Source organism: Nitrosomonas sp. Is37 (genome assembly GCF_033063275.1).
Lineage (GTDB): Bacteria > Pseudomonadota > Gammaproteobacteria > Burkholderiales > Nitrosomonadaceae > Nitrosomonas.
In genome coordinates this window covers 155,234-177,955 of record NZ_JAWJYP010000002.1, presented here as the reverse complement: position 1 = coordinate 177,955, position 22,722 = coordinate 155,234, and the positions used below count along the sequence as shown (strand labels likewise).

Sequence of the window (22,722 nt, the reverse complement as noted above, 5' to 3'; positions counted from 1 at the left end):
TCTCCTATGACCACGATAACTATCTCCTACCCTAGCAAAGTACAGAAAACAGCCCTCACCCAGGAACCCGTGTGGGTACGCTGGACACTAATCGGATTAGCGCTTACGTTTCTGACATTATTCCTCTTCATACCCTTGGTTTCGGTATTCTATGAAGCACTCAAAAAAGGTGTAGATGTTTATTTTGCCGCGATCATAGACCCAGATGCAGTTGCAGCCATCAAACTGACGCTGACTGCGACCGCCATTGCTGTGCCACTTAATCTGGTATTTGGCATCGCGGCGGCCTGGGCTATCGCCAAATTTGAATTTCGCGGCAAGAATATCCTGATCACGCTCATTGATCTGCCTTTCTCGGTCTCTCCCGTCATTGCCGGTCTAATCTATGTACTGCTTTTCGGTTTACAGGGGTGGTTAGGGCCATGGTTAGCCGAGCATGATCTCAAAATCATCTTTGCGGTACCCGGCATAGTATTGGCAACAATTTTTGTGACAGTGCCCTTCATTGCGCGCGAATTGATCCCACTCATGCAGGCACAGGGAACCGAAGAAGAGGAAGCAGCTGTGGCATTGGGTGCAAATGGCTGGCAGACGTTCTGGCGCATTACTCTTCCCAACATCAAGTGGGGTCTGTTGTACGGCATCATTCTATGCAATGCACGCGCCATGGGTGAGTTCGGCGCGGTTTCAGTGGTGTCGGGGCATATACGCGGCAGCACCAACACCTTGCCGCTGCACGTTGAGATTCTCTATAACGAATACAACTATGCCGCAGCCTTTGCAGTCGCATCCCTGCTGGCATTACTCGCCCTGATCACACTTGCCATCAAAACTTTCTTAGAGTCAAAAGTAATCCATCAAAAAGAATCCATCAAAAAGGAAAATTAATTCATGAGCATTGAAATCCGTCATCTCTCCAAGCAATTCGGCACATTTGCTGCATTACGCGACATCAACCTGGAAATTCATTCAGGCGAGCTCCTTGCGTTACTGGGACCTTCAGGATCTGGCAAAACTACTTTGCTGCGTGTCATTGCCGGACTGGAAACAGCCGACTCAGGTCAAGTGCTGTTTAATAATGAAGACGCTACCAGCCAACATATCCGAGATCGGCAGGTGGGCTTTGTTTTCCAGCATTATGCGCTATTCCGCAACATGACAATTTTTGAGAATGTCGCGTTTGGATTACGTGTTCGCCCCAGACAGAATCGTCTGAAAGATCAGGAAATCCATGAACGCGTCACCAATCTGCTGAAACTCGTGCAACTCGACTGGCTGGCAAACCGCTATCCCCACCAGCTCTCCGGCGGGCAACGCCAACGAATTGCTTTGGCGCGCGCTTTGGCGGTAGAACCCAAAGTATTGCTATTGGATGAACCTTTCGGTGCACTCGATGCCAAAGTGCGCAAGGAATTGCGCACTTGGCTAAGAAGACTGCATGATGACATGCATATTACTAGTATTTTTGTCACCCATGATCAAGAAGAAGCACTGGAAGTATCTGATCGAGTAGTAGTTATGAACGAAGGGCGGATTGAACAGGTCGGCACACCCGATGAAGTCTATGAGCGTCCGGCCAATCCGTTTGTGTATGAGTTTCTGGGACACGTTAACCTGTTCCATGGTCGGGTACATCAAGGCCGTGCCTGGATTGGCGATGTTGCAATCGATGCCCCTGAACATGCTGAGGCTGAAAATCTAGCTGCAGTCGCTTATGTGCGGCCGCACGATATCGAAGTCGACCGCGCCATTAATGGCGAATCGGCACTGCCAGCGCATGTCGTTCATATTCTCTCAGTGGGTCCGGTTGTCAGACTGGAATTGGCGCACCAAAACAATCAAAATAAGAGTCTCATTCAAGTTGAAATCAGCAAGGAGCGGTTCCGCGACTTGCAGTTAGTAAAGGGTGATCAGGTTTTTATCAAACCGCGCCGCCTTGATTTGTTCCCCCATCAGCTGCATTAATATAGCGCAATTCAATATTAGCAAAGGGATCGAACATTGAATTTTCAGCAACTTCGTATCATAAGTGAAACCGTTCGTCATCATTACAATCTGACGGAGGTCGCCAATGCCTTATTTACCTCACAATCCGGTGTCAGCAAGCATATCAAGGATTTGGAAGATGAATTAGGTATTGAATTATTTATTCGCAAAGGCAAGCGCTTGACTGGGTTAACTGAGCCCGGTAAGGAACTGATCAAGATTGTTGAGCGTATCCTGCTGGATACCCGAAATATCAAACGCCTGGCTGAACAGTTTAGCCAGTACGATCAAGGTCAGCTTACCATCGCTACAACCCACACCCAGGCGCAATATGCCTTGCCACCTGTAGTACGGCAGTTCAAGAAAGCATTTCCCAAGGTGCACCTGGTACTGCACCAATCCAGTCCAAGTGAAATTGTATCCATGCTGCTTGACGGCCAGGCAGATATTGGTATCGCAACGGAAGCATTGGAAAATACAACCAATTTGATCTCTTTTCCCTACTACACATGGCACCATGTCATCATTGTGCCTACAGGACATCCCCTGCAGTCAGTTCACCCCCTTACGCTCGAAGCCATCGCAGAATTTCCGATCATCACCTATCACCACGGATTTACCGGGCGATCACGGATCGATCAAGCATTCGCTCAAGCAGGTTTATCTCCCGATATCGCCATGTCTGCCTTGGATGCCGATGTGATTAAAACCTATGTCGCACTTGGAATGGGTGTTGGCATTATTGCATCGGTAGCATTTGTGCCAGAACGAGATTCCTTGCTCGTCAAACTGGATAGCTCACATCTATTTGAGAAAAATACAACTTATATCTCGATTCTCCAGAACCACTATTTACGTGACTTTGCCTATTGTTTCATAGAGCTTTGCATCCCTACACTCAGCAAATCCATTAAAAGAAACGATAAATCATTCTAATAACTAACCAAAAAGATAGCACTGTACGATATCTTGATTGCCTAAATTTTCTATTAATAAATTTAAGCTATGAATATTACGACTTTGGTTGACAGTTTTGATAAATTGAACTGTTTTAAGGAGTTACTGATGAATCTATAAGCACAACGAGATATTTCTCGTTAATTAAAAGTATTTGAACATGCGAGCACATCTGGAAATGTGCCATTTACCTGCCGTCATTTTGAGATCTCAAGGGATACTTATGCTGTGTTTGCGCACCATAGAAGAAGGAAAAAAGAAGGAAAACAGTTTGTCTTCCTTTCCAACAAATCTGAATCTTCTGCTCAAGTTATCGCTGATCTGTACAAAATACGTTAGCAGCTCGATCTTTTCTTCAAGTCAATCAAATAGAATCTCAAAATAAAATGCTTTCTCGATACCAGTAAGAATTGAACAGTAATTCATGTTACGGTAACGATTATCGCCTAATGTTGGCATATTTGGTTGAACAGTCATTTCCAAATTCCTTTTCCATGCAACAATGGACGAGAATGATCTGTGCCAATATCTTCGCGAGAAAAATGCTGAAAGAATCGGCAACTCCACCACCATCTTCAGAAAACCACCATTCACACAATAATCTAACCTTAATTTTGTTTAAACGGATAGTAATAAAAATCAATAATATCGAGACCTACCTATTTATCCATGCATGCCAGATCAAGTATCTCAACAATATCGTTGATCAGAATCACCGTCTTATAAAGCAAATCGTACAAATGATGCTTAACTTTAAAGCTTTTTATTCGGTTAAAAATGTGTTAACAGGTTTCGTGATGAAACACATGATTACCATGTTCAGATGATGATGGAGAAGCTATCATGATATCTTTTTCACAATCATTTTATACATTTACAGGATAAACTGCCTTGTTTTTAAGAATGGCAGAATTATTCATCCACAATATGCGTTTTTTCCCTTAATGCGACGAAGTCTCTAACTGTCCATATCGACATAAAATGCTTCCGGAAACGAACCGCCTTTAAAATCCAGTCTACCCAAATCATCAGGTGAACGTCGCAAACCTTTCCGGAGCAACAGGCGTTTCATGATCTCGGGAACCTGCACCTTACTGATATGATCGCCAAGACAGCGATGATGGCCATAGCCCAGGTGCATGTAATGATAGTCTGGTCGATCCGTGCGGAATTCGTTGGGATGCACTAATTCATTCTCATCGTGCATAGCGGAAGCAATCGAAGCCAGCACCACCATACCAGGTTGCACTGTCACGGCCCGTGTACTCCCCGCAGCGATAGTATAGGGTTCGGCACAAATTCTGACCACAAATGGCGCCTGTGGTTTGAAGCGCAATGCTTCCCATACAATATTACTGAGCAATTCATCATTGCCATCCTGCGCGGCCTGTTTTGCCAGATTAAATTCGTTAGGGCGATCTAGCAAAACATCCAGCGATTGTACGATTGCTGCAGACGAGGTTTCTCCCGCGCCAACCAGTAGGCCCATGATATTCGAGATGATACGTTCTTCATTAAAGCCAGCAATATCAGGGAATTTGGTTTTCAGAAGGCGTGACAGTGTATCATCAAGCTCTGGATTCTTCTCCAACTCAGCTCGACGCTGTGGTATCAATTCCTGCAAATAGGCGCGCATCTCTGCTCCTGCCTGTACCGAGGCTTGATGCACGGCCTCGTCGTTTTGCGGAAAATTGTGGAACATATCGTTTTGAGTGGCTCGAGACCAGCGCATCATGGTTTCGATATCGGGGCCAGGGAATCCCGAGTACGCCCCGGTCATTTGGAGGATGACTTTACGCGATACATTGGACACCACTTCCAATCTTCCTTGCGACAAACCTGCGGTAATGGCTTTATCGGCCAGATCCGCTACCATTTTACGGACATTAGGTAAATCTTCCCGCCGCAACATGGTCCACATAACGGATTTATCACGCTGGTTCAGTGCAGTATCATCTCGCGCTAACATGTAAGGCCCGACGGAAGGGTCCATTTTGGGCGCATAACCACGCACCGTGAAGACGGTCGGCCGTGATAACACTTCTTGTACATCACGGAACTGGGTCACTACGATAGGTCCTTTTGCAGTAACGACAAAATTAGGTTCATTCGCACGCAGCTCGGCGAATAATTCCAGCGTATGTTGCCGTACCCAAATGTTGAATAATTGGGCCTGTTTCGGTCCGACCTCGGTCCTGCTAAATTCTGATAAGAATGACATAGTTCAAATCCCTCAGCATAATAATTTTGGCTACTGCTCTATTCTCGACAGCGCACACGTAACTAAACTGCCACTATCGATTTCTATCGCCTGGATCTCTGTAGCGATGCGTCCTCCCGAGATACCACCTTTATTAGTCAATACCAGGTCGAAATTTGTAGAATTGAAAACACCTGGTGGATTGACAATAGTAAGTGTTGCCGTTCCACGGCATGAAGGTTCAATATTGTAAGTCAGCGTTATGTTACGATCCCGAAATACTGTACCACCAATGCTCGCTGTATCTACGGCTGAGCCCATGCTATTACCATCAAACGAGAATTTCCCAACCAGCGCCACATTGATTGCGCCGTTATTGACTGTCCCTAAACAAGTGGAACCATAGTCTCCCCGGAGAGTTTTATTCGTGCATGCCGCTTCTGCGCCAGCGGCAACAGCCAATGATACTAACATGGCACAACAAAATTTAACCCCTGTTGAAGTCACTTTGCTTTTCATAACTTTTCCTTCTCTCCCTAAACGCGTATTTTCAGTAAACGTAAGTAAAACACCCCATGCAAAGCAGATACTTGTTGATATTGCTAATACTTCACAGTTGCCTATAACACCTTCAACCACCAATGACTTCTTCACTAACAGAAAGAAACGCTACTTTTGGTTATATCGTTGATCTTCCTCTTCTTGATTTCTGGACCACAATTTATCAAGCAGCCAGCGCTTGTTAAAGTCAGTTTAATCTCCTTGACAGGCAAGCTAAAAACAGAATGAAATCTGTTTTTAGCTTACTCGTTGTTAGATGTTTAAAGAGATGCTTAAAGCGATTTCAAAAACTCGATGATTGCAAAGCGCTCTTCTTCACTTAACTTTGCTCCTATACGTCCAGCAACTTTATCGTCAGTAAACAAATGACCAGTATTGCGATTACCCGGTAGCTTCGTGTTTAGCAAGAACAACCCTTTCGTGTTAAGTAGCAGCTCAACATCGGGCAAGTGCGAACCGCCTTCAGCTCTGTATTTAAATCCTACGTACTTGGCATCAAACTCGCGACTACCTAAGTAAAACTTGGAGGCCTCTGCATCACGTTCTGCCTGAGTAGATAGCAGTAAATAGAGGTTAGGTATAGAACCATTATGCAGAAAAGGAGCCGTCGACCAAACACCATTTAAAGGTCGAGCCTTATAAACAGGAACATCATTAATCACAGCGCGAATTCCATTGGGCCGGTTACCGTCCAATACAAATCGTTCATCATTACTTTTGTTGTTATCCTGGTACCAGTTGTTTTTAGTTGCCTCAACTACATCGCCTAAAGCTATACCAAAATTGGTAATCTTATGTCCGTCCGCAGGAGTCTTGCCTGAGGAACTAGGTTGAGGACAATCATGGGGAGTTTGTTCTTCCGAGAAAGGTGGAATTACCGTTCCACTATTGGGAATGCGGATGAATTCTGGCGTACTTACTGTACGATAAGCCATTCCAAACGCCGTTTTGCAATCTGTGCCAATTTCTTTCACAGGCACAGTCTTTAACGCCAGGAATTTTTCATTATGACCCTCGCCTAATTCTTGCCAATATTTAGCAGTGAAAATTTCGTCAGAATTGATAGGGGGCAAATGACAGCCAGCGCACAAGGGTTTCTGCCCGTTGTCGGGATTGCCCATATATAGTTCACGCCCCTTGACAACCAAGGTTTCATTCAACGGTGGCAAAGGTAAATTTTTCCATTCTGGTGAACGTAAACCGCCAAACTGATTTGCTTCTAGGGGATTCTTTTCACCAGCCAATAATATTTCCATTTCATGCAAAATTTGTATTGGAATGTGTGAGGAAAAGATCGTTTTCTCTGGATTGGATAAGTTGACCATCCCTTTCACCCCCATCGCTTCTCCTGCATTGCGAACCATTGGTTGCATGATCGAGCTGTTATATTGCACCCAATCAAACCAAGGAGCGTTCCAAAGGAATGGGAAGCTCACTGGCCCATCTATTGGAGACATATTTGATTTGATTTTCATTTGACTGGAAAATACTTCGTTGCCGATCCTATTCAAAGCATCGAGGCGAGTAAAACCCTCCGCCGCACCTTTCTTGATCATTTCAGTTTCAAGATCACTTTGTTCCTTGGCAGCGTCCAAGAAATCGCTGAACATCTTTTCAAGTTTTTTGCGGTTTTCTGGAGTATCGGCATCACCCAGTACGCGTTTGGCAAAACGATCAAAGCGACCGGGCAAGTATTTGGTATATGCCATAGACAACCCTAAAGCATCGCGGATTTTGTCTAAACTGATCATACCTTGCCCGCCATCGATCAAAATTCGGTAATCACCATATTCCAGTTGACCAGTATGACAGGCAGCACAGGTTAGACCAAGGCTGCGCGCATTTTTACCGGTTCCAGGAATGGGCCAATGCTGCCCTGAGGTCGGATCTAACCACTCTTCGCCCACCGCAAAGCCTACCGGCAGATTTGCTTCGTTATAAGATTTATCTGCATATTGAGAGTATTTTTTAGCTTGAGAGCTTTCTTGATAGCCGTATTTGACAACCTGCACTTTGTCTTCTAGCGAGGTTGGGCTAGGAATGAAACCCATTCTGGCAAGATAGTTTTGGTCGAAAAATAATCCAACTTCAGAAAAAGAAAGCTCTGGCTGCTCCAATGCCTTAAACCATTCGTAAGGTAAACCAAATGTGTTAGTTCCTTGCGCAGCATGATGAAACCATTGCCGCTCTTCGCTGCTCCATCCCTGATCAGCCCAGTAATTCTTAAGCTGCGCAGGGTTATCAGGCAGTTCTACATTACATCCCGCGAGCACCCCGAACATCAACATAGGCATAAGGTGTCTGATTCGACTCATAGCTTTTTTCTCCTGTTGTCTTTCTTTTAATTAAGCAGAATTGGTGGATCGTTTTCCCATTTAAGGCATTCAAAACTTTTCATCGCCAGTTGGTTTGATTTTTTGATGCCGCAGCGTAACCCAATTGGGTAGATTTTATGATTTATTTTGGAGAGTAATTAGTTAAAAACGCTTCTTTAGTAAATCTAATTAATGTAATTAATAACATACAAATTAAAAATAACATTAAAAAATATAATCATAATGTTAATAGCATATTTTATATATTATTCTCAGATTAATTAATTTCATGATTCCTTTTTTCTTAGTTTAATAATACATAATTTATACTATTATTATATTCACTATTTTAGAAGCTATATCATCGAAATATATTTAAATATCCATCTAATTTGATGACATAGTAATATCAAATTTAATTAAAATTTAAATGTTTTAAAGTGATATAGATTACCAATCAGAAGTAATCATTAATTTTGACAACTTTGATTCTAAAAAAAGGAATTTCTATATCTTCTATACCCACTTATATACACACTTAATTAGCTCGTAATAATAGTGGTAGTGCAATAACTAGAGCAGCTTTTGGAGCCTTAAAGTAATTAAAGCGCTAGCATGCAATTCGCATTTATAAGCAACATTTCGCTCATAACATCTCGCAGAAGGGAAAAAGCAAGCATGGACATCGATAGAAAAAAAAGTACCTATTTAACATTAGGCATCTTATTCGTGATATTGCTCTCGCTGATACGCTGGGGTGGCGAAACGCTGCAATATCTTTTTTATTTGCGTGTTCCGTTAATAAGCGGCGCATTGCTCTTCATGCTGCCTATAATTTGTATCTATCTCCTGCCGTCGATGCTCGGCAATTTGTTCGTTCTTAAAAACAAATGGCGTATGTCACTGGTGATCCCGGGGGCTGTCGCGACTGGCCTGGGTATCGTTATCATCGGCGGTATCATTGGTACAAATGCGGCAGCGCGTTTTAATGTTTCCCCTTGCCCCCTCTTGGAGGCGCTCCTTCAGGATGATGCGTTAACGCCTTACCTATTTGCGCTGATACTGGCATTTCCTACCGCTTGGGCTGCCTATTGGTCATCGGGTCCTGCATCCAAGGAAATGTCAAATACCGATCGTAAAATTGGTGTAGTCATCGGTTCCATTCTTTCGCTGCTACTCATGGGCGCCATATACTGGGCGCGTACTGGTGAAACCGTGAGTTGGGTTTCTGATATGTTGTTAATGATCATATCGATATTGCCAAGTGAGGCACGCGCGGGCCTTGTGAAAGATGACCAACTGACACCAGGACTTGTAACTGCTAGTGCTTTTCTCGCTGTCAGCACTATCCTCTATCTGATTGGTTTATTACTCTATCGTCCGAAAATCAAAAAGGATCGGTGGCAACTACCTGCGCTATCTTATGTGCTAGGCCTGTTACTAATATTTTCGTTTCTATTCGGTCTGTTGACGTTCGTCTTAGATTACTACCGCGTACCGGTCTTGCTATCCTTCCTTGCTGTATCTGCCCTCGCTTACAAGCTTTGGAAAGTCGACCATTATTATGATATCCGCCCAACACCCACAGAACCGCCCAAACCCGATGATTTTATTGGAGCATTAAAAGAACGGCTCGCGCACCAACAAGGGAGGCGTACTTTGGTCGTTGTCTGCGCAAGCGGCGGCGGTATTCAGGCGGCAGGCTGGACCTCCATGGTCTTAACTGGATTACAAAAACGGTTGGGTAAAGATTTTACCCAAGCCATAGGCTTGATAAGCTCAGTTTCAGGAGGCTCAGTAGGTACGCTTCATTTCCTTGACCGCTTCGGCAATGAGGGTGCGCCCGAGGATTCTGAACTCAATGCAATCTTCAATGCTTCTACTGAAGATAGCTTAGGCGCTACTGGTTGGGGTTTAGTGTATCCCGATCTTTGGCGTTTTTCTGGTTTACCATTTCTGCACACCCAACCCCGCGATCGAGGGGCGGCGATCGAGACTGATTGGAAATCCTTCATGAAGAGCCCTAATGCGACCTTACGCGATTGGGTTGATCCTATCAAGCAGGGAAAATTGCCGGTACCAGTCTTCAATGCCACGATTGTGGAAGACGGACGGCATTATCTGATTAGTCCGATGACCTTCGCAACAGAGCCTTTAGAGGGTCTGGAATTCAATCGCCTTTATCCTCAGCACGATATGGATGCCAGCACGGCAGCTTTGCTTTCAGCGACTTTTCCTTATGTCACTCCGATAACACGCAATAGCGAGGAAGGCGATAGTCAGTCAAAGGCAACACCAGTTTTTCATGTCGCTGATGGTGGGTTCTTCGATAACTTCGGGATCGTCTCTGCTGTTGATTGGTTGAATGAACAAGTGCTTCCTAAACGTGTTGAATTGGAAATAGAGCGTGTACTTCTCGTCGAAATCCGCGCATTCCCGGATGAAGAACCGCTACAAACAGCATCCCGAAAGAATGTCGGCTTCCTTATGAGTCTCTTTGGACCCTTACTGACTGTTTTAGCTGCGCGTAATTCCACACAAGCGCAGCGGAACGAGGACATTGTCAACGATCTGAAAACAAAGTGGACTGCGAAAGATATTGACATATTCGATTTCAAAATCTCTTTTCCAAAAAACATTCCATTCTTCGAAATACCTACCCAAACAGGATATGAGAATATCGATCAATACACTGCTGCATTGAAAGACGAAAAGAAAGCTTATACTCCGCCCTTATCCTGGACACTTACGAAAAAACAAAAAGATGCCATACGTAACGCATGGGAAATACTTAATCAAGACCAAAGCAGTTCAGTAGCGGAACTAGAAAAAGTTTGGAGCCGCAAATAACCTGTAGTTATTCGGAAGTTGCAGGTACTCCAGTTTGCTAAAACTTACGTAAAGATTAGCAACAAGTATTAATCTGGCTGATGTGAGGTCGATCTGAGAAGTAGCAAATCGCCCCAATATGCGGTTTCTACTAAGGTGGCTGTTTGAAGATATAAAACTTGATTGAAGTTATTTGGTAAATAAATGCAATATCTATCAAAGATTTATCAGGATAAAACTGACTATGAGAAATAGCATTATTAAGCTCATCATATCAGGACCAGTAAAATCTTTTTTTTATGCCTCCCTCATTACTATTAGGATGTGCAACTATGATAAATGAAAAAGATGTCGTAAAAGAGCAATTACGCGATGAACGCACTCATCGTGTTGATACCATAGGTTTCAAAACAAATGAAGCTAAGCAATTGCTGGAATTCTGTATCGAGCTTAATAATCAGGATGATAGAAATGCTCATCCTGATAACAGTGAATTTAAGCCCGACCTTGGTCAATGGAAAATTATTAAGGATAGCCGGGCGGGTAAAAAGGATGATCCCACAAAGAATGGTTTTGGCCCCTTCAATAACGCATGGATAGCTTTGCAAAAAAGTGCAGGTGATGAGTATGCCCTGGCAATTCGCGGTACTGTTGGTCAAGCTCGCAGCATTCTTAATGACGTGCTGGCAACGACCATTCCTGCTGATTCCGGTATTGAATTTCCTAAAAACCGAAATTTGCCAATCACATTTGCAACTACACCCCGCGCGGAAGTGCATTTAGGATTTGCTTATGCAGCCTTTTCGATACTGTTTGACAATGAGCGAGGTATTGTTAACTTGCTGCGTTCAGGCTTAATACCGCCGGGTGCAAAGTTATTTATAACAGGGCACAGTCAAGGTGCAGCTATTGGCACTTTAGTGCATGCCTACCTGCACTACGCAATTACAGATCCGACTGATCGTTATCAATTAAAAGACAAACGCCTTACTTTAAAATCTTATGTATTTGCACAACCCAAACCTGGGAATTATCAGCTTGCGCTTGATTTCGCACGCATCGCCGGACACCATGGAACTGCGTTTGTAATAAACAACAATCTGGATGCTGTGCCACAACTGCCGATCAATCAACAAACAATAGCGGAATCAATTGCCGACGCAGTAAGTGAGAATCAAGGACATGGTCGTGGCGCCAGCGGTGTATTGATCGACGGATTGGCTAAAGCAGGGAAAGCTGTTTTCTGGGCTCGTAATTTATTCGCAGAGCACATTGCCAATAAAGTCGACAAGCTTTATAGCTTAGAACAAGCTAAAAATATTGATACTTCTTATTTCGATGGCATTGCTAAGATCCCGGAGCAGGCAGTAAATTCGTTGAATTATACATTGAGTGGTACTCTGATTCCCGTATTTGGGATAAGTGGCGGTGGTAATCTTTATCCACCCGCTTCATCGGATAAACCTGATTTATTGCTTCAGCATCACGCGACCACCTATCGGAAATTGATCAATCAGCAGTTATGATGCCAAGATGTATCTGTGTCCAAACCCAGGCCGTGAAATAATTCTCTCGCACACAGTATTTCCATTATTTCCCGTTAAAAAGACGTACCCCCTTCAGGCTCATACTGATATCCTTCTAAATATCAAGCGGCAATATGTGTGCTATTGATAAAATTATTCCGCTTTTTCAAAATGTAATATATCTCTCTTGCGATATAACGTTTAAGACATCGAAGTGCCTCAAGTTTCGTGTTGCCTTGTGTTACACGTTTCTCAACGTACTCTTTTGTTTTAGCGTCTGTTCTTAGTCGCCCTATAGCAATAATATGCAACGCACTGTTTGCTGCTCTATCACCTCCACGATTCAGTCTGTGTCTATTGATCTTGCCTGATGAGGCTGGAATTGGATTTACATCGTACAGTGCTGCAAAGCCAGCCTCAGACTTCAATCGTTCTGGATTGTCTCCAGCGGCAATCAATAGTTGGACAGCAGATTCATATCCAATGGCTTTGCCTGAAATCAGCTCAGGAGCAAGCTCATCAACAATGGCTGAGATCATCACATCCAAATCCGCAATCTCATCATGTAACTCCAAATATCTACGTGCAAGCGATTTCAATGCAATTTTGTATGCAGTGGAAATATCACGATATCCACCCAGATCTGCTCTCCAGGCGGCAAGAGTACGGATTAATTGCGTGCGAGTCATTGTGCGTAGGTAATCACAAATCGACTCGGGTGCAAAGAATAATATTCATTTGGATCATTTGCAGTGCGATGCGACGAGCTGCAATAGCGGCCTTCCTGCTACCTTGAGAACCCGTAACGATTCCACCATGCCGTCACGAGTTTTAGGTGTCACGGTGCGTATCCCCGCGAATGCTGCATGAGCTGCATTCTCCACATCGATTGCGTTGTCTTTGCCGCGCTTGCGCCGTCTGCTTTATCAAGCGAGGTGACTTCTAAAATTTCGATATCAAATTGTTGTAGATACCTTAGCAGACCTACACCATAAGTCCCAGTACACCCTACACCAATTACGTTTGACTTCACCAAAGGATTGTATCCAATTCAACATTGATTTATAACCTTGTCGCGTTGTTGGGAAAGAACTGCTGGCAAGCACTCACTCATATGCATCGACTACAGCTGCAAAATGAAGGTTTTTGTGTGTATCGACTCCCCCAATGATGATTGGATGATGATTGATTACTCATTCTCAGTCCCCCTATTTTCAAATAATGTTAATGATAGGGATTCACCGAAACCGATTGCCAGGACAGGACAAGACAGTAAAGAGATAAGCGATCAGGCCCTTCTTGGGTCACAGGCAAAGGCGAGATGAAACCTCATCGCCAGAAGTTGCTAAGTAACCGACAGATCCGAGGAATGACACTAACGATGGTCGGTCAGAGTGGGGATCAGGAAACTAGGCAACCCTTACGTCGCCAGAACTCTGATAATTACTTATATTGAAATCTGGTATATATATTCTTATCGTCATAATTCTGCCACACATTTAATTTAACATAAGTCTAATATCACCTCATTGTATCTATATTATCAACAATACAGTTCATCTGTTGTTACTTATTTTTTATGCATTTAGTGGATATTATTATCATCAAGAAATTAATTTAACCAAGATCAAATCAAATTAGCAGCGCTAATGTATTAAAAATAATAATCTTATTAGAGTAATCTTAATTATGTTTGATTCTAGGAGACAGAGTAGTACACCATGTATAGCTGACAAATTAGCTATTAATATGTTTCCTAGAGAGAACGTATTGACCATATTTATAATATGGCTATTCTCAGCAAAATAACTAAACAACAATCTTTGAAGGTGAAAGGAGTGAAATTTAAGTTATCTAGTGGAGGTATCATTATGAAGGTAAGATCCTTTTTGTTGCCTGGACTGATACTCGTGTTTTTGTCTGCCTGTGCACAAATGAATCCTATGGGAAGTGTTCAAAATAACGAAATCCATAATGCTAACCGACTTGCCATAGATCACAAAAATCATGATGCTTTAGCAAAATATCACGAAAATATAGCTAAAGAGATGCAAACGAAATTACAAGAGCAAAAGAAACGGCTTCAGGAGTATGAAGATCACAGTTATTATTATGGTAGAAAAGGTCTAGATCTCAAATCTCATGCGACGGCCAATATTCGCTATTATGAGCAATCATTAGAAAAGAATTCAAAAGAAGCTGCCATTCATCGCAAAATGGCAAAAGAACAAAAAGGACTCGATTATACTGACGCAGACGACAATTCTGATTCAATAATCTCTAAAAAGACTTTAAAAAACCACTATAGAAATTGAACAAGCTGCGCCATTGCTCGCCTTATAATTTCTACAATTTTGTATAACTACCTTCCAAGAAGGGAATTTGGAGTATATCCTTATTCGTAAAGGAAGCCGTTGTCAAAAAGGCAGTAAAAAATCAAGTGAAAATAGAATTTGATCCTTATGGCCGTTAAAAGGTCTGTAAGTAGCTGCCTTATAAGCTTCAACCCTATCATAGCGTATGTTGGGGCGGATATTAAGTCTTTTTAATGCCTCCCATTTAAGTTTCAGCGTCTTAGCCACCTTCCAGTTCATCCCAACAGTAACTGCATAATAATCAGCAGGCGTAATCGTTACCCTGTTGATATCGCCTGCAAAACTGAGGGCTCTTCCATCAACAACATTGGTGGCAGCTGCGATCCTGACAGGGGAAGGATTACGAAAACCATCTACGTCACGATACCATTCCCCTCGAACACCCACTGACAAATCACTCGTTAAGTCATAATACAGATGTGTGATAAAGCTATACCATTCTGCATCTTTAACAACATTGGTGAATTTCAGATTATTCAACAAAACCCCACCGGCATGACCATACACATGATGGAGCACCAGCAGGGTTCTAGGCGTAATCCTGTGCTGGAAAACAATGTTATAAAATCCCCAAGGTTCGCTGCTTCGTGTAGAAGTTTCGCTATAAGTACCGGAGAGATGGAGGATGGTATTGCGATTATCGCTGGTCCAAGTGAAACCAGCAATTCCACCCCAGTTACCCAATTCTTTATCCCACCCGCCGTCCCAACCACCCATAGCACTGCCAGTAATCGCGCCCCCCATGATTGACCAATTCTCACTGAGATTATAGTTTGCCAGTAAACCTGTATGGGTAAAAGGCTCACCGACATTCAAGGTATAAGCGCGTGAATAAAAAAAGTTGTCAGGCGCCGGAACTGTCTCAAAACCTGTTGGGGTATAGAAGTGACCTAACTTGACATTGAGTCCATTTCCAATGGGTGCGTAAACCTCTAAGTAAGTTTGTGGAAGTGCGATACCGTAGGTACGTGTCGAAGAACAGCATAAATCCAGATCCCAATTACTTCTCTTTAATGGCTCCCCAGTATTAACATCAAAAGTTGGTACACCAAAAGCCTGTGTGAAAATAGCGTCTGTACCAAACATGAAGTCGAAGCGACCACCAAAATCCCATGCATCTCCCGTTGATACCACAGGGCGCCGCATAAACACATTTAGTTGATTGAGCTGAAACTTATTGGCTTGATCATTAAAAATGACAGGACCATTGAATCCATCTCTCTGTCTGGGATTAAAAGTTGCACCCGCATCAATCCAGCCACCAAATTCTATTCTGCTACCCCTAAGAAAGTTTATTAGATTATTAGCTTGAAGGATATCATAGGGCAAAACGATAAACAGCATACTGACTGTTAGGACCATTAACAGCCATTTTGGGTATTTCAGCATATATTCCAACTTAGCAACTACTCTGCAAAATCAAGGATAAAAAGCTATGTCACTTATAATAATTGAGAGTTGCTCACCATAATACTGCAAGTGGAGCAACTCATTAAGGCAGGAATTATGGAAGCAGTTATTAACTGTAGTCAGTCATTTAAAGAAACATCCACATTGCATTTTTTCCTGGCATGATCTGTTTCACTTTCTTTCGTGAGGTATTCAAATTACTTATTAAATTTTAAATTATCTCTCAATAAACCAGAATCCACCAGAGCAATCCTCTACCCTATTTGTGCTGATAACAGATCTCTCACCTACGACCTACTGTCTCTTGATGCACCAAGTTGAACAAAACATAAATAATCAATCCAATACCATATTTAGTTTTTTTCTGAAAAAAATTCACGCGCTTTTTTCATCCATGATTTTGCCCGTGGGCTATGACGGGAATCATCTTTCTGGCTAATATCCTCGAGTTCATGTAATAACTCTTTCTGACGTGATGTTAGATTAACAGGTGTTTCCACTACGACATGACATAGGAGATCACCTGCAGCATGGCTACGGACACCTTTTATTCCCTTACCTCGCATGCGAAAAATCTTGCCAGTTTGCGTTTCTGGAGAAATCTTGATCTTTGCATGACCGTCCAGTGTTGGCACCTCAATTTCCCCACCCAATGCTGCTGCAGTAAAACTGATGGGTATTTCACAGTGTAAATCATTACCATCACGCTGGAACACAGGGTGGCTTGATAAATGAATGACAACATACAAATCTCCTGGCGGGCCACCATTAATCCCTGCTTCACCCTCGCCAGATATGCGAATGCGATCACCTTCATCAACACCTTCTGGGATCTTAATACTCAGTGTTTTATGCTGCTTGACTCGACCCACACCATGACACGATGAACATGGCGTAGTAATCATTTTGCCACTGCCATGACATTTGGGGCATGTTTGCTGAATGGAGAAAAAGCCTTGTTGCATTCTCACCTGACCATGCCCATCACACGTCGTACAGGTTTTAGGTGAAGTCCCAGGCTTGGCACCATCACCGTGACAAGTATCGCAAGCTACCATAGTAGGAATGCGAATTTTGGTTTCGGCACCACGAGCAGCTTGCTCCAAGGTAATCTCCAGGTTATAGCGTAAATCGGCGCCACGCTGAATATGAGATCGTCCACCACCACGCATACCAAAGATATCAGTGAAAATATCACTGAATACATCACCAAATCCATGTGCTCCCGCTCCTGCCGCACTGGCATCTACACCTGCATGACCATACTGGTCATATGCCGCTCGTTTACTGGAATCAGACAGTATCTCATAGGCTTCTTTAGCTTCTTTAAAATGCTCTTCAGCTTTGGCATCACCTGCATTTCGGTCTGGGTGATATTTCATAGCCAGCTTACGATAAGCTTTTTTTATCTCACTTTCATCAGCATCTCTGCCGACACCGAGAACGTCATAGTAATCGCGTTTACTCATAAAAGTTTCCGACTGTCAGAATATAATCAAAGCAGCAAAATTTATTTGCCAAATATTTTGCTAGATATATTGGAATCCCGATTTAATTCTGATTTTAAAAGTTAATAATATTTCGATAAACACCAAAACGCAGAGTAAGCAAGGAATCCTTTTTTACCCTTGCATCTCTGCGTCCTGGCACCAATACAATAAACTGGAAAAACTATTTCTTGTCTTTCACTTCTTCAAATTCAGCATCAACCACTTCACCTTCTACTGTCTTCTCTTCTTTCTTAGCAGAGGCTGATTCAGCCGTCGATTGTGTTGATTGTGCCTGGGAATAAATCTTTTCTGCCAGTTTTTGAGAAGCTTCGGTCAGCGCTTGGGTCTTTTTATCAATAATATCTTTATCATTCGATTTAAGCGCTTCTTCCGCTTCTTTCAGTGCAGCTTCAATTTTTGATTTTTCATCCGCCGCCAGTTTATCACCATACTCTGTCAGCGATTTTCTGACTGAATGAATCATGGCATCACATTGATTACGGCTATTGACAAGCTCCAACGCTTTCTTGTCTTCTTCAACATGCGTTTCAGCGTCCTTGACCATACGTTTAATTTCTTCTTCCGACAAACCAGAACTCGCCTGTATCTTGATTTTGTTTTCCTTACCGGTCGCCTTGTCTTTAGCTGACACATGCAAAATACCATTTGCATCAATATCGAAAGTCACTTCGATTTGTGGCATACCACGTGGGGCAGATGGAATATCCGTCAAGTTAAATTGACCCAAACTTTTGTTGCCGGATGCCATTTCCCGTTCACCTTGCAGCACATGAATCGTCACTGCAGTCTGGCTATCGTCTGCTGTTGAAAATACCTGCGCTGCTTTGGTCGGGATAGTGGTATTCTTCTGGATCAGTTTGGTCATGACACCACCCAGGGTTTCAATACCCAACGACAAAGGCGTCACATCCAGCAACAATACATCCTTGACCTCCCCTTGCAAGACACCGCCTTGTATACCCGCACCGATTGCAACAGCTTCATCAGGGTTGACATCCTTCCGCGGCTCTTTACCAAAAATCTCTTTAACTTTCTCCTGCACCTTAGGCATGCGAGTTTGTCCGCCCACCAGAATGACATCATCGATCTCGGAAAAGGGTAAGCCAGCATCCTTGACTGCTATACGGCATGGTTCGGCTGTCCGTTCAATCAAATCTTCAACCAGGCTTTCCAATTTGGCACGGGTAATCTTTATGGCGAGATGTTTCGGTCCCGAAGCATCCGCCGTAATGTAAGGCAGATTGACTTCTGTCTGCTGACTAGAGGACAACTCAATTTTGGCTTTCTCTGCCGCATCTTTCAAACGTTGCAGCGCAAGGATGTCTTTTTTCAGATCGATACCGGTTTCTTTCTTAAATTCATTGACCAGATATTCAATCACCCGCGAGTCAAAATCCTCACCTCCCAGGAATGTATCCCCATTGGTAGCGAGTACTTCAAATTGATGTTCACCTTCTACTTCTGCAATCTCGATAATGGAAATATCGAAGGTACCGCCACCTAAATCGTATACAGCGATCTTACGATCGCCTTCTTTCTTATCCATTCCAAAAGCCAAAGCTGCAGCAGTCGGCTCGTTGATAATGCGTTTAACTTCCAATCCGGCAATCCGGCCTGCATCTTTGGTAGCCTGACGCTGCGAATCATTAAAGTAGGCAGGCACTGTAATCACAGCCTCCGTTACTGGTTCTCCCAGATAATCTTCAGCAGTTTTTTTCATTTTCATCAGTATTTGCGCTGAAATTTCAGGTGGCGCAATCTTTCTTCCACGCACTTCGACCCAGGCATCATTATTATCCGCGCGGACAATACTATAAGGCACCATCTTAATGTCTTTCTGTACCATTTCTTCGTCAAAGCGGCGGCCGATAAGCCGTTTTATGGCAAACAGGGTATTCTTAGGATTGGTCACAGCTTGTCGTTTAGCAGCAGCGCCTACCAGGATTTCATTATCATCCGCATAAGCTACAACAGAAGGCGTTGTTCGTGCACCTTCCGAATTTTCAATGACCTTGGGCTTACCACCCTCCATTACAGCTACGCACGAGTTAGTGGTACCCAAGTCGATACCGATTATTTTTGACATACTTGCTCGATCCTTTAATAGGTTAAAACGAAGAACTTATCTAATATCCGGAAGTGGAGATTTCTACTGAAATTTCAAGTATCTTTAGCTTTCGAGACGGCTACCATCGCCGGACGAATTACCCGATCATGCAGCATATAACCCTTCTGCAATACTTGTGTTACCGTATTCGGGGGAAGATCTGATTCCACCATACACATTGCTTGATGCTGATGGGGATCAAATTTCTCGCTATTTGGATTGATGGATTTAATATTAAATTTCTCGAAAACAGCAGCCAACTGCTTCTGTGTCAATTCCACGCCATTTTTAAAATTTTCCAGAGTCGTATTCTCAGCCGCCAGCGCAGCTTCCAGACTATCCATCACTGCCAGTAATTCATTCGAAAATTTTTCAATAGCGTATTTATGTGCATTGGTAATATCTGACTGAGCACGCTTACGGATATTCTCGGCTTCTGCTTTGGCGCGCAACCAAGCATCATGATGTTCAGCTGCTCTTAACTCGGCCTCTTTCAATAACTCCTCAAGACTGGGCATCATCTCTACTTGTGACTCGGTCTCTTTGGTACTTCTCTCTTTGGAAGCCTCAGCTTCATTTGTTTCACCACTTACCGATATCAACTCTTGTTCATCTGTTTGCGATTTGTTTGATTCTTGCATACTTACCTCTTGTTTTGGATAGTTAAATTGGGGCAGTTATTCCAATAAATTAGGGCAGCTCTATTTTAATAAATTGAGGCAGTTATTCCAATTTCAATCCATTTAACCAATTTAAATATCAAAAAATAACTTAACCACGAGAAAATCTAATAAAACACTATTTCTAAGGTACTGATATCGATGCTAAAATAGCACTCGCTAGCTACCAATTCTCGCAGCCAAAAAAGACGCTAATCCTGTGTAATTTTGTGGGGTTAATTCCAATAAACGTTTCTTGTCAACCGCTGGAATATCAAGGCTGCCAATGAACTGGTGCAAGGTTTCTTGAGTAATACCGGCTTTTCCGCGCGTCAGTGCCTTAAGCTGCTCATAAGGATTAGCTATCCCATAACGGCGCATGACTGTTTGAATAGGCTCAGCCAGCACTTCCCAGGAATCTTGCAAATCTTGCTGCAATCGTGTGGAATTGATTTCTAGCTTACTCAATCCTTTAATACAGGAATCATAAGCTAACAAGGTGTACCCAAGTGCTACGCCCATATTACGTAACACGGTAGAATCGCTCAAATCGCGCTGCCAGCGGGATATGGGAAGTTTGTCGCTCAGATGTCGGAATAATGCATTGGCCATCCCCAAATTACCCTCCGAGTTCTCAAAGTCGATTGGGTTAACCTTGTGCGGCATAGTAGATGACCCCACTTCTCCATCTTTAATTTTTTGCCTGAAATAACCCAGTGAAATATATCCCCAGATATCGCGATCCATATCGAGCAATACCGTGTTAATACGTGCATAAGTATCAAATAACTCAGCAATGAAGTCATGTGGTTCAATCTGCGTGGTATAAGGATTGAAAACCAGACCTAATTTCTCCACAAAAGCGCGGGAAAATTTTTCCCAGTCAAGCATGGGGTAGGCTATTGTGTGCGCGTTGTAATTACCTACTGCACCATTGATTTTGCCTAAAATGGATACGTTCGCAAGTTGCTCATAGCCACGCTGCAAACGATACACCACATTGGCAATTTCCTTACCCATCGTCGTAGGTGTAGCAGGCTGGCCATGCGTACGTGCAAGCATGGAAACATCCGTCAACTGATGTGCCAATTGCGTAAGGCTGCCGATAATCTTTTTGAGCATCGGCAACATTACCCGATTTCGGCTGACTTGAAGCATCATGCCATAAGAGAGATTATTGATATCCTCTGAAGTGCAAGCGAAATGAATAAATTCAGCTACTTGGCTGATTTCGGCATTTTCTGCCAAAGACTCTTTCAACCAATACTCAACTGCTTTGACATCATGGTTGGTACGCATTTCAATCGCTTTAACCGCTTCTGCATCAGCAATGGAAAAATTCTCTACCAGATTATCCAACTGTACGATCGTAGCAGTAGAAAAGACAGGCACCTCTGAGATGATTGGTTCATTACTTAATGCCTTGAGCCATTCAATTTCTACTCGCACCCGATAATGAATCAATGCGAACTCACTAAAATAAGGTCGCAAATCTGCCACCTTACTGTGGTAACGACCATCCAGCGGAGAAAGCGCGTAAATAGGGGAAAAACTCATTTTTTCTGTGTCCTTGTTTTAGCAGGTATTTTAACATAGGCCGTTATACCCATAAATGACGCAGATACGTATAATCAGTAATTAAAGCATTACTAAAGGATAACACCATGAAACTGATTGGCTCGTTGACCTGCCCCTATGTACGTAAAATTCGCATCATTCTGGCCGAAAAACACATCAGCCATGATTTTGATATAGATATTCCCTGGAATACCAACACACACGTTGCCTATCTTAATCCGCTGGGCAAAGTACCTGTTCTGATCATGGATGATGGGAAAACATTGTTTGATTCACGTGTGATCGCAGAATATTTGGATTATCTGGAGAATACCGCGTCCACTTTTCGCCTTATTCCAGAACCTGGCTCTTATCGGTGGAGAGTAAAGCGTTGGGAAGCACTGGCAGACGGTATTTGTGATGCAGTAGCATCCATTTTCCTAGAACTTAAATGTCCTGATATCCAGCAAAGTCATGAATGGATAAGCCGCCAGCAAAAGAAAATTGATCTGGGTTTGGCAGCTGCCGCAATGGAATTGGGCAGCAATGACTGGTGTGAAGGAGAAGCCATGACGTTAGCCGATATCGCACTGGGCTGTGCGATCGGCTACCTGACCTTTCGTTTTCCACAAATTGAATGGCGCAAATCTTATCCCAATCTTGCCAGGCTGATTGACAAACTGGAACAACGTGAATCTTTTATCAATACGGCACCCCAAGATTAAGCCG

16 protein-coding genes and 1 pseudogene are annotated in these 22,722 nt (G+C 43.1%); 8 read left to right on the top strand and 9 right to left on the bottom strand.

Features of this window, described 5'->3' with window-relative positions:
- The first annotated feature begins 6 nt into the window (after positions 1-6).
- The 4 genes from cysW to R2Q26_RS01860 all read left to right on the top strand — a co-directional run bounded on the left by cysW (position 7) and on the right by R2Q26_RS01860 (position 3,770).
- Positions 7-888, top strand: coding sequence for a sulfate ABC transporter permease subunit CysW (cysW, locus tag R2Q26_RS01875; RefSeq protein WP_317534709.1), 882 nt, complete (start codon positions 7-9; stop codon positions 886-888).
- A 3-nt stretch (positions 889-891) separates the two neighbouring features.
- Complete coding sequence (locus R2Q26_RS01870; RefSeq protein ID WP_317534708.1) at positions 892-1,965, top strand: sulfate ABC transporter ATP-binding protein; 1,074 nt, start codon at positions 892-894, stop codon at positions 1,963-1,965.
- A 36-nt stretch (positions 1,966-2,001) separates the two neighbouring features.
- The gene (locus R2Q26_RS01865) at positions 2,002-2,922 is read left to right on the top strand and encodes a CysB family HTH-type transcriptional regulator (protein WP_317534707.1); all 921 of its coding nucleotides are present in this window, start codon (positions 2,002-2,004) and stop codon (positions 2,920-2,922) included.
- Positions 2,923-3,392: 470 nt separating this feature from the next.
- A complete protein-coding gene (locus R2Q26_RS01860; protein WP_317534706.1) occupies positions 3,393-3,770 on the top strand; it encodes a DDE-type integrase/transposase/recombinase in 378 nt (125 codons plus the stop codon).
- 131 nt (positions 3,771-3,901) lie between these two features.
- Here the strand turns inward: R2Q26_RS01860 and R2Q26_RS01855 are convergent, their stop codons facing one another.
- From R2Q26_RS01855 to R2Q26_RS01845, 3 genes are all read right to left on the bottom strand, one after another.
- Positions 3,902-5,164, bottom strand: coding sequence for a cytochrome P450 (locus tag R2Q26_RS01855; RefSeq protein ID WP_317534705.1), 1,263 nt, complete (start codon positions 5,162-5,164; stop codon positions 3,902-3,904).
- A gap of 30 nt (positions 5,165-5,194) precedes the next feature.
- On the bottom strand, positions 5,195-5,662 hold the full coding sequence (locus R2Q26_RS01850; RefSeq protein WP_317534704.1) for a hypothetical protein: 468 nt from the start codon (positions 5,660-5,662) through the stop codon (positions 5,195-5,197).
- Positions 5,663-5,976: 314 nt separating this feature from the next.
- Complete coding sequence (locus R2Q26_RS01845; RefSeq protein ID WP_317534703.1) at positions 5,977-8,019, bottom strand: di-heme-cytochrome C peroxidase; 2,043 nt, start codon at positions 8,017-8,019, stop codon at positions 5,977-5,979.
- A 678-nt stretch (positions 8,020-8,697) separates the two neighbouring features.
- Between R2Q26_RS01845 and R2Q26_RS01840 the strand changes: the two genes are divergently transcribed.
- Entirely contained in the window at positions 8,698-10,869 is a 2,172-nt protein-coding gene (locus tag R2Q26_RS01840) for a hypothetical protein (RefSeq protein ID WP_317534702.1), read from the top strand.
- A gap of 311 nt (positions 10,870-11,180) precedes the next feature.
- Positions 11,181-12,374 carry a lipase family protein gene (locus tag R2Q26_RS01835; RefSeq protein ID WP_317534701.1) on the top strand — a complete coding sequence of 398 codons (1,194 nt, stop codon included), beginning with the start codon at positions 11,181-11,183 and terminating at the stop codon, positions 12,372-12,374.
- Between the two features lie 122 nt (positions 12,375-12,496).
- Here the strand turns inward: R2Q26_RS01835 and R2Q26_RS01830 are convergent.
- A pseudogene (locus R2Q26_RS01830) lies at positions 12,497-13,564 on the bottom strand (IS110 family transposase).
- A 681-nt stretch (positions 13,565-14,245) separates the two neighbouring features.
- On the opposite strand from R2Q26_RS01830, the gene R2Q26_RS01825 reads away from it, so the two are divergent.
- On the top strand, positions 14,246-14,689 hold the full coding sequence (locus R2Q26_RS01825) for a hypothetical protein (RefSeq protein ID WP_317534700.1): 444 nt from the start codon (positions 14,246-14,248) through the stop codon (positions 14,687-14,689).
- A gap of 102 nt (positions 14,690-14,791) precedes the next feature.
- On the opposite strand, the gene R2Q26_RS01820 is transcribed toward R2Q26_RS01825, so the two are convergent.
- The 5 genes from R2Q26_RS01820 to purB form a co-directional block, all read right to left on the bottom strand.
- The gene (locus tag R2Q26_RS01820; RefSeq protein WP_317534699.1) at positions 14,792-16,093 is read right to left on the bottom strand and encodes a porin; all 1,302 of its coding nucleotides are present in this window, start codon (positions 16,091-16,093) and stop codon (positions 14,792-14,794) included.
- A 419-nt stretch (positions 16,094-16,512) separates the two neighbouring features.
- Positions 16,513-17,628: a molecular chaperone DnaJ gene (gene dnaJ / locus R2Q26_RS01815; RefSeq protein WP_317534698.1), complete on the bottom strand. Its 1,116-nt coding sequence runs from the start codon at positions 17,626-17,628 to the stop codon at positions 16,513-16,515.
- 202 nt (positions 17,629-17,830) lie between these two features.
- Positions 17,831-19,756 (bottom strand): molecular chaperone DnaK, encoded by a 1,926-nt coding sequence (dnaK, locus tag R2Q26_RS01810; RefSeq protein ID WP_317534697.1) that lies wholly within the window; start codon positions 19,754-19,756, stop codon positions 17,831-17,833.
- A gap of 74 nt (positions 19,757-19,830) precedes the next feature.
- Positions 19,831-20,418 (bottom strand): nucleotide exchange factor GrpE, encoded by a 588-nt coding sequence (gene grpE / locus R2Q26_RS01805; protein ID WP_090570868.1) that lies wholly within the window; start codon positions 20,416-20,418, stop codon positions 19,831-19,833.
- Between the two features lie 198 nt (positions 20,419-20,616).
- Positions 20,617-21,993 carry an adenylosuccinate lyase gene (gene purB / locus R2Q26_RS01800; protein WP_317534696.1) on the bottom strand — a complete coding sequence of 459 codons (1,377 nt, stop codon included), beginning with the start codon at positions 21,991-21,993 and terminating at the stop codon, positions 20,617-20,619.
- Positions 21,994-22,100: 107 nt separating this feature from the next.
- Here purB and R2Q26_RS01795 point away from each other — a divergent pair, with 107 nt between their 5' ends.
- Positions 22,101-22,718, top strand: a complete 618-nt coding sequence (locus R2Q26_RS01795) for a glutathione S-transferase (protein WP_317534695.1) — start codon at positions 22,101-22,103, stop codon at positions 22,716-22,718.
- Positions 22,719-22,722 lie beyond the last annotated feature (4 nt).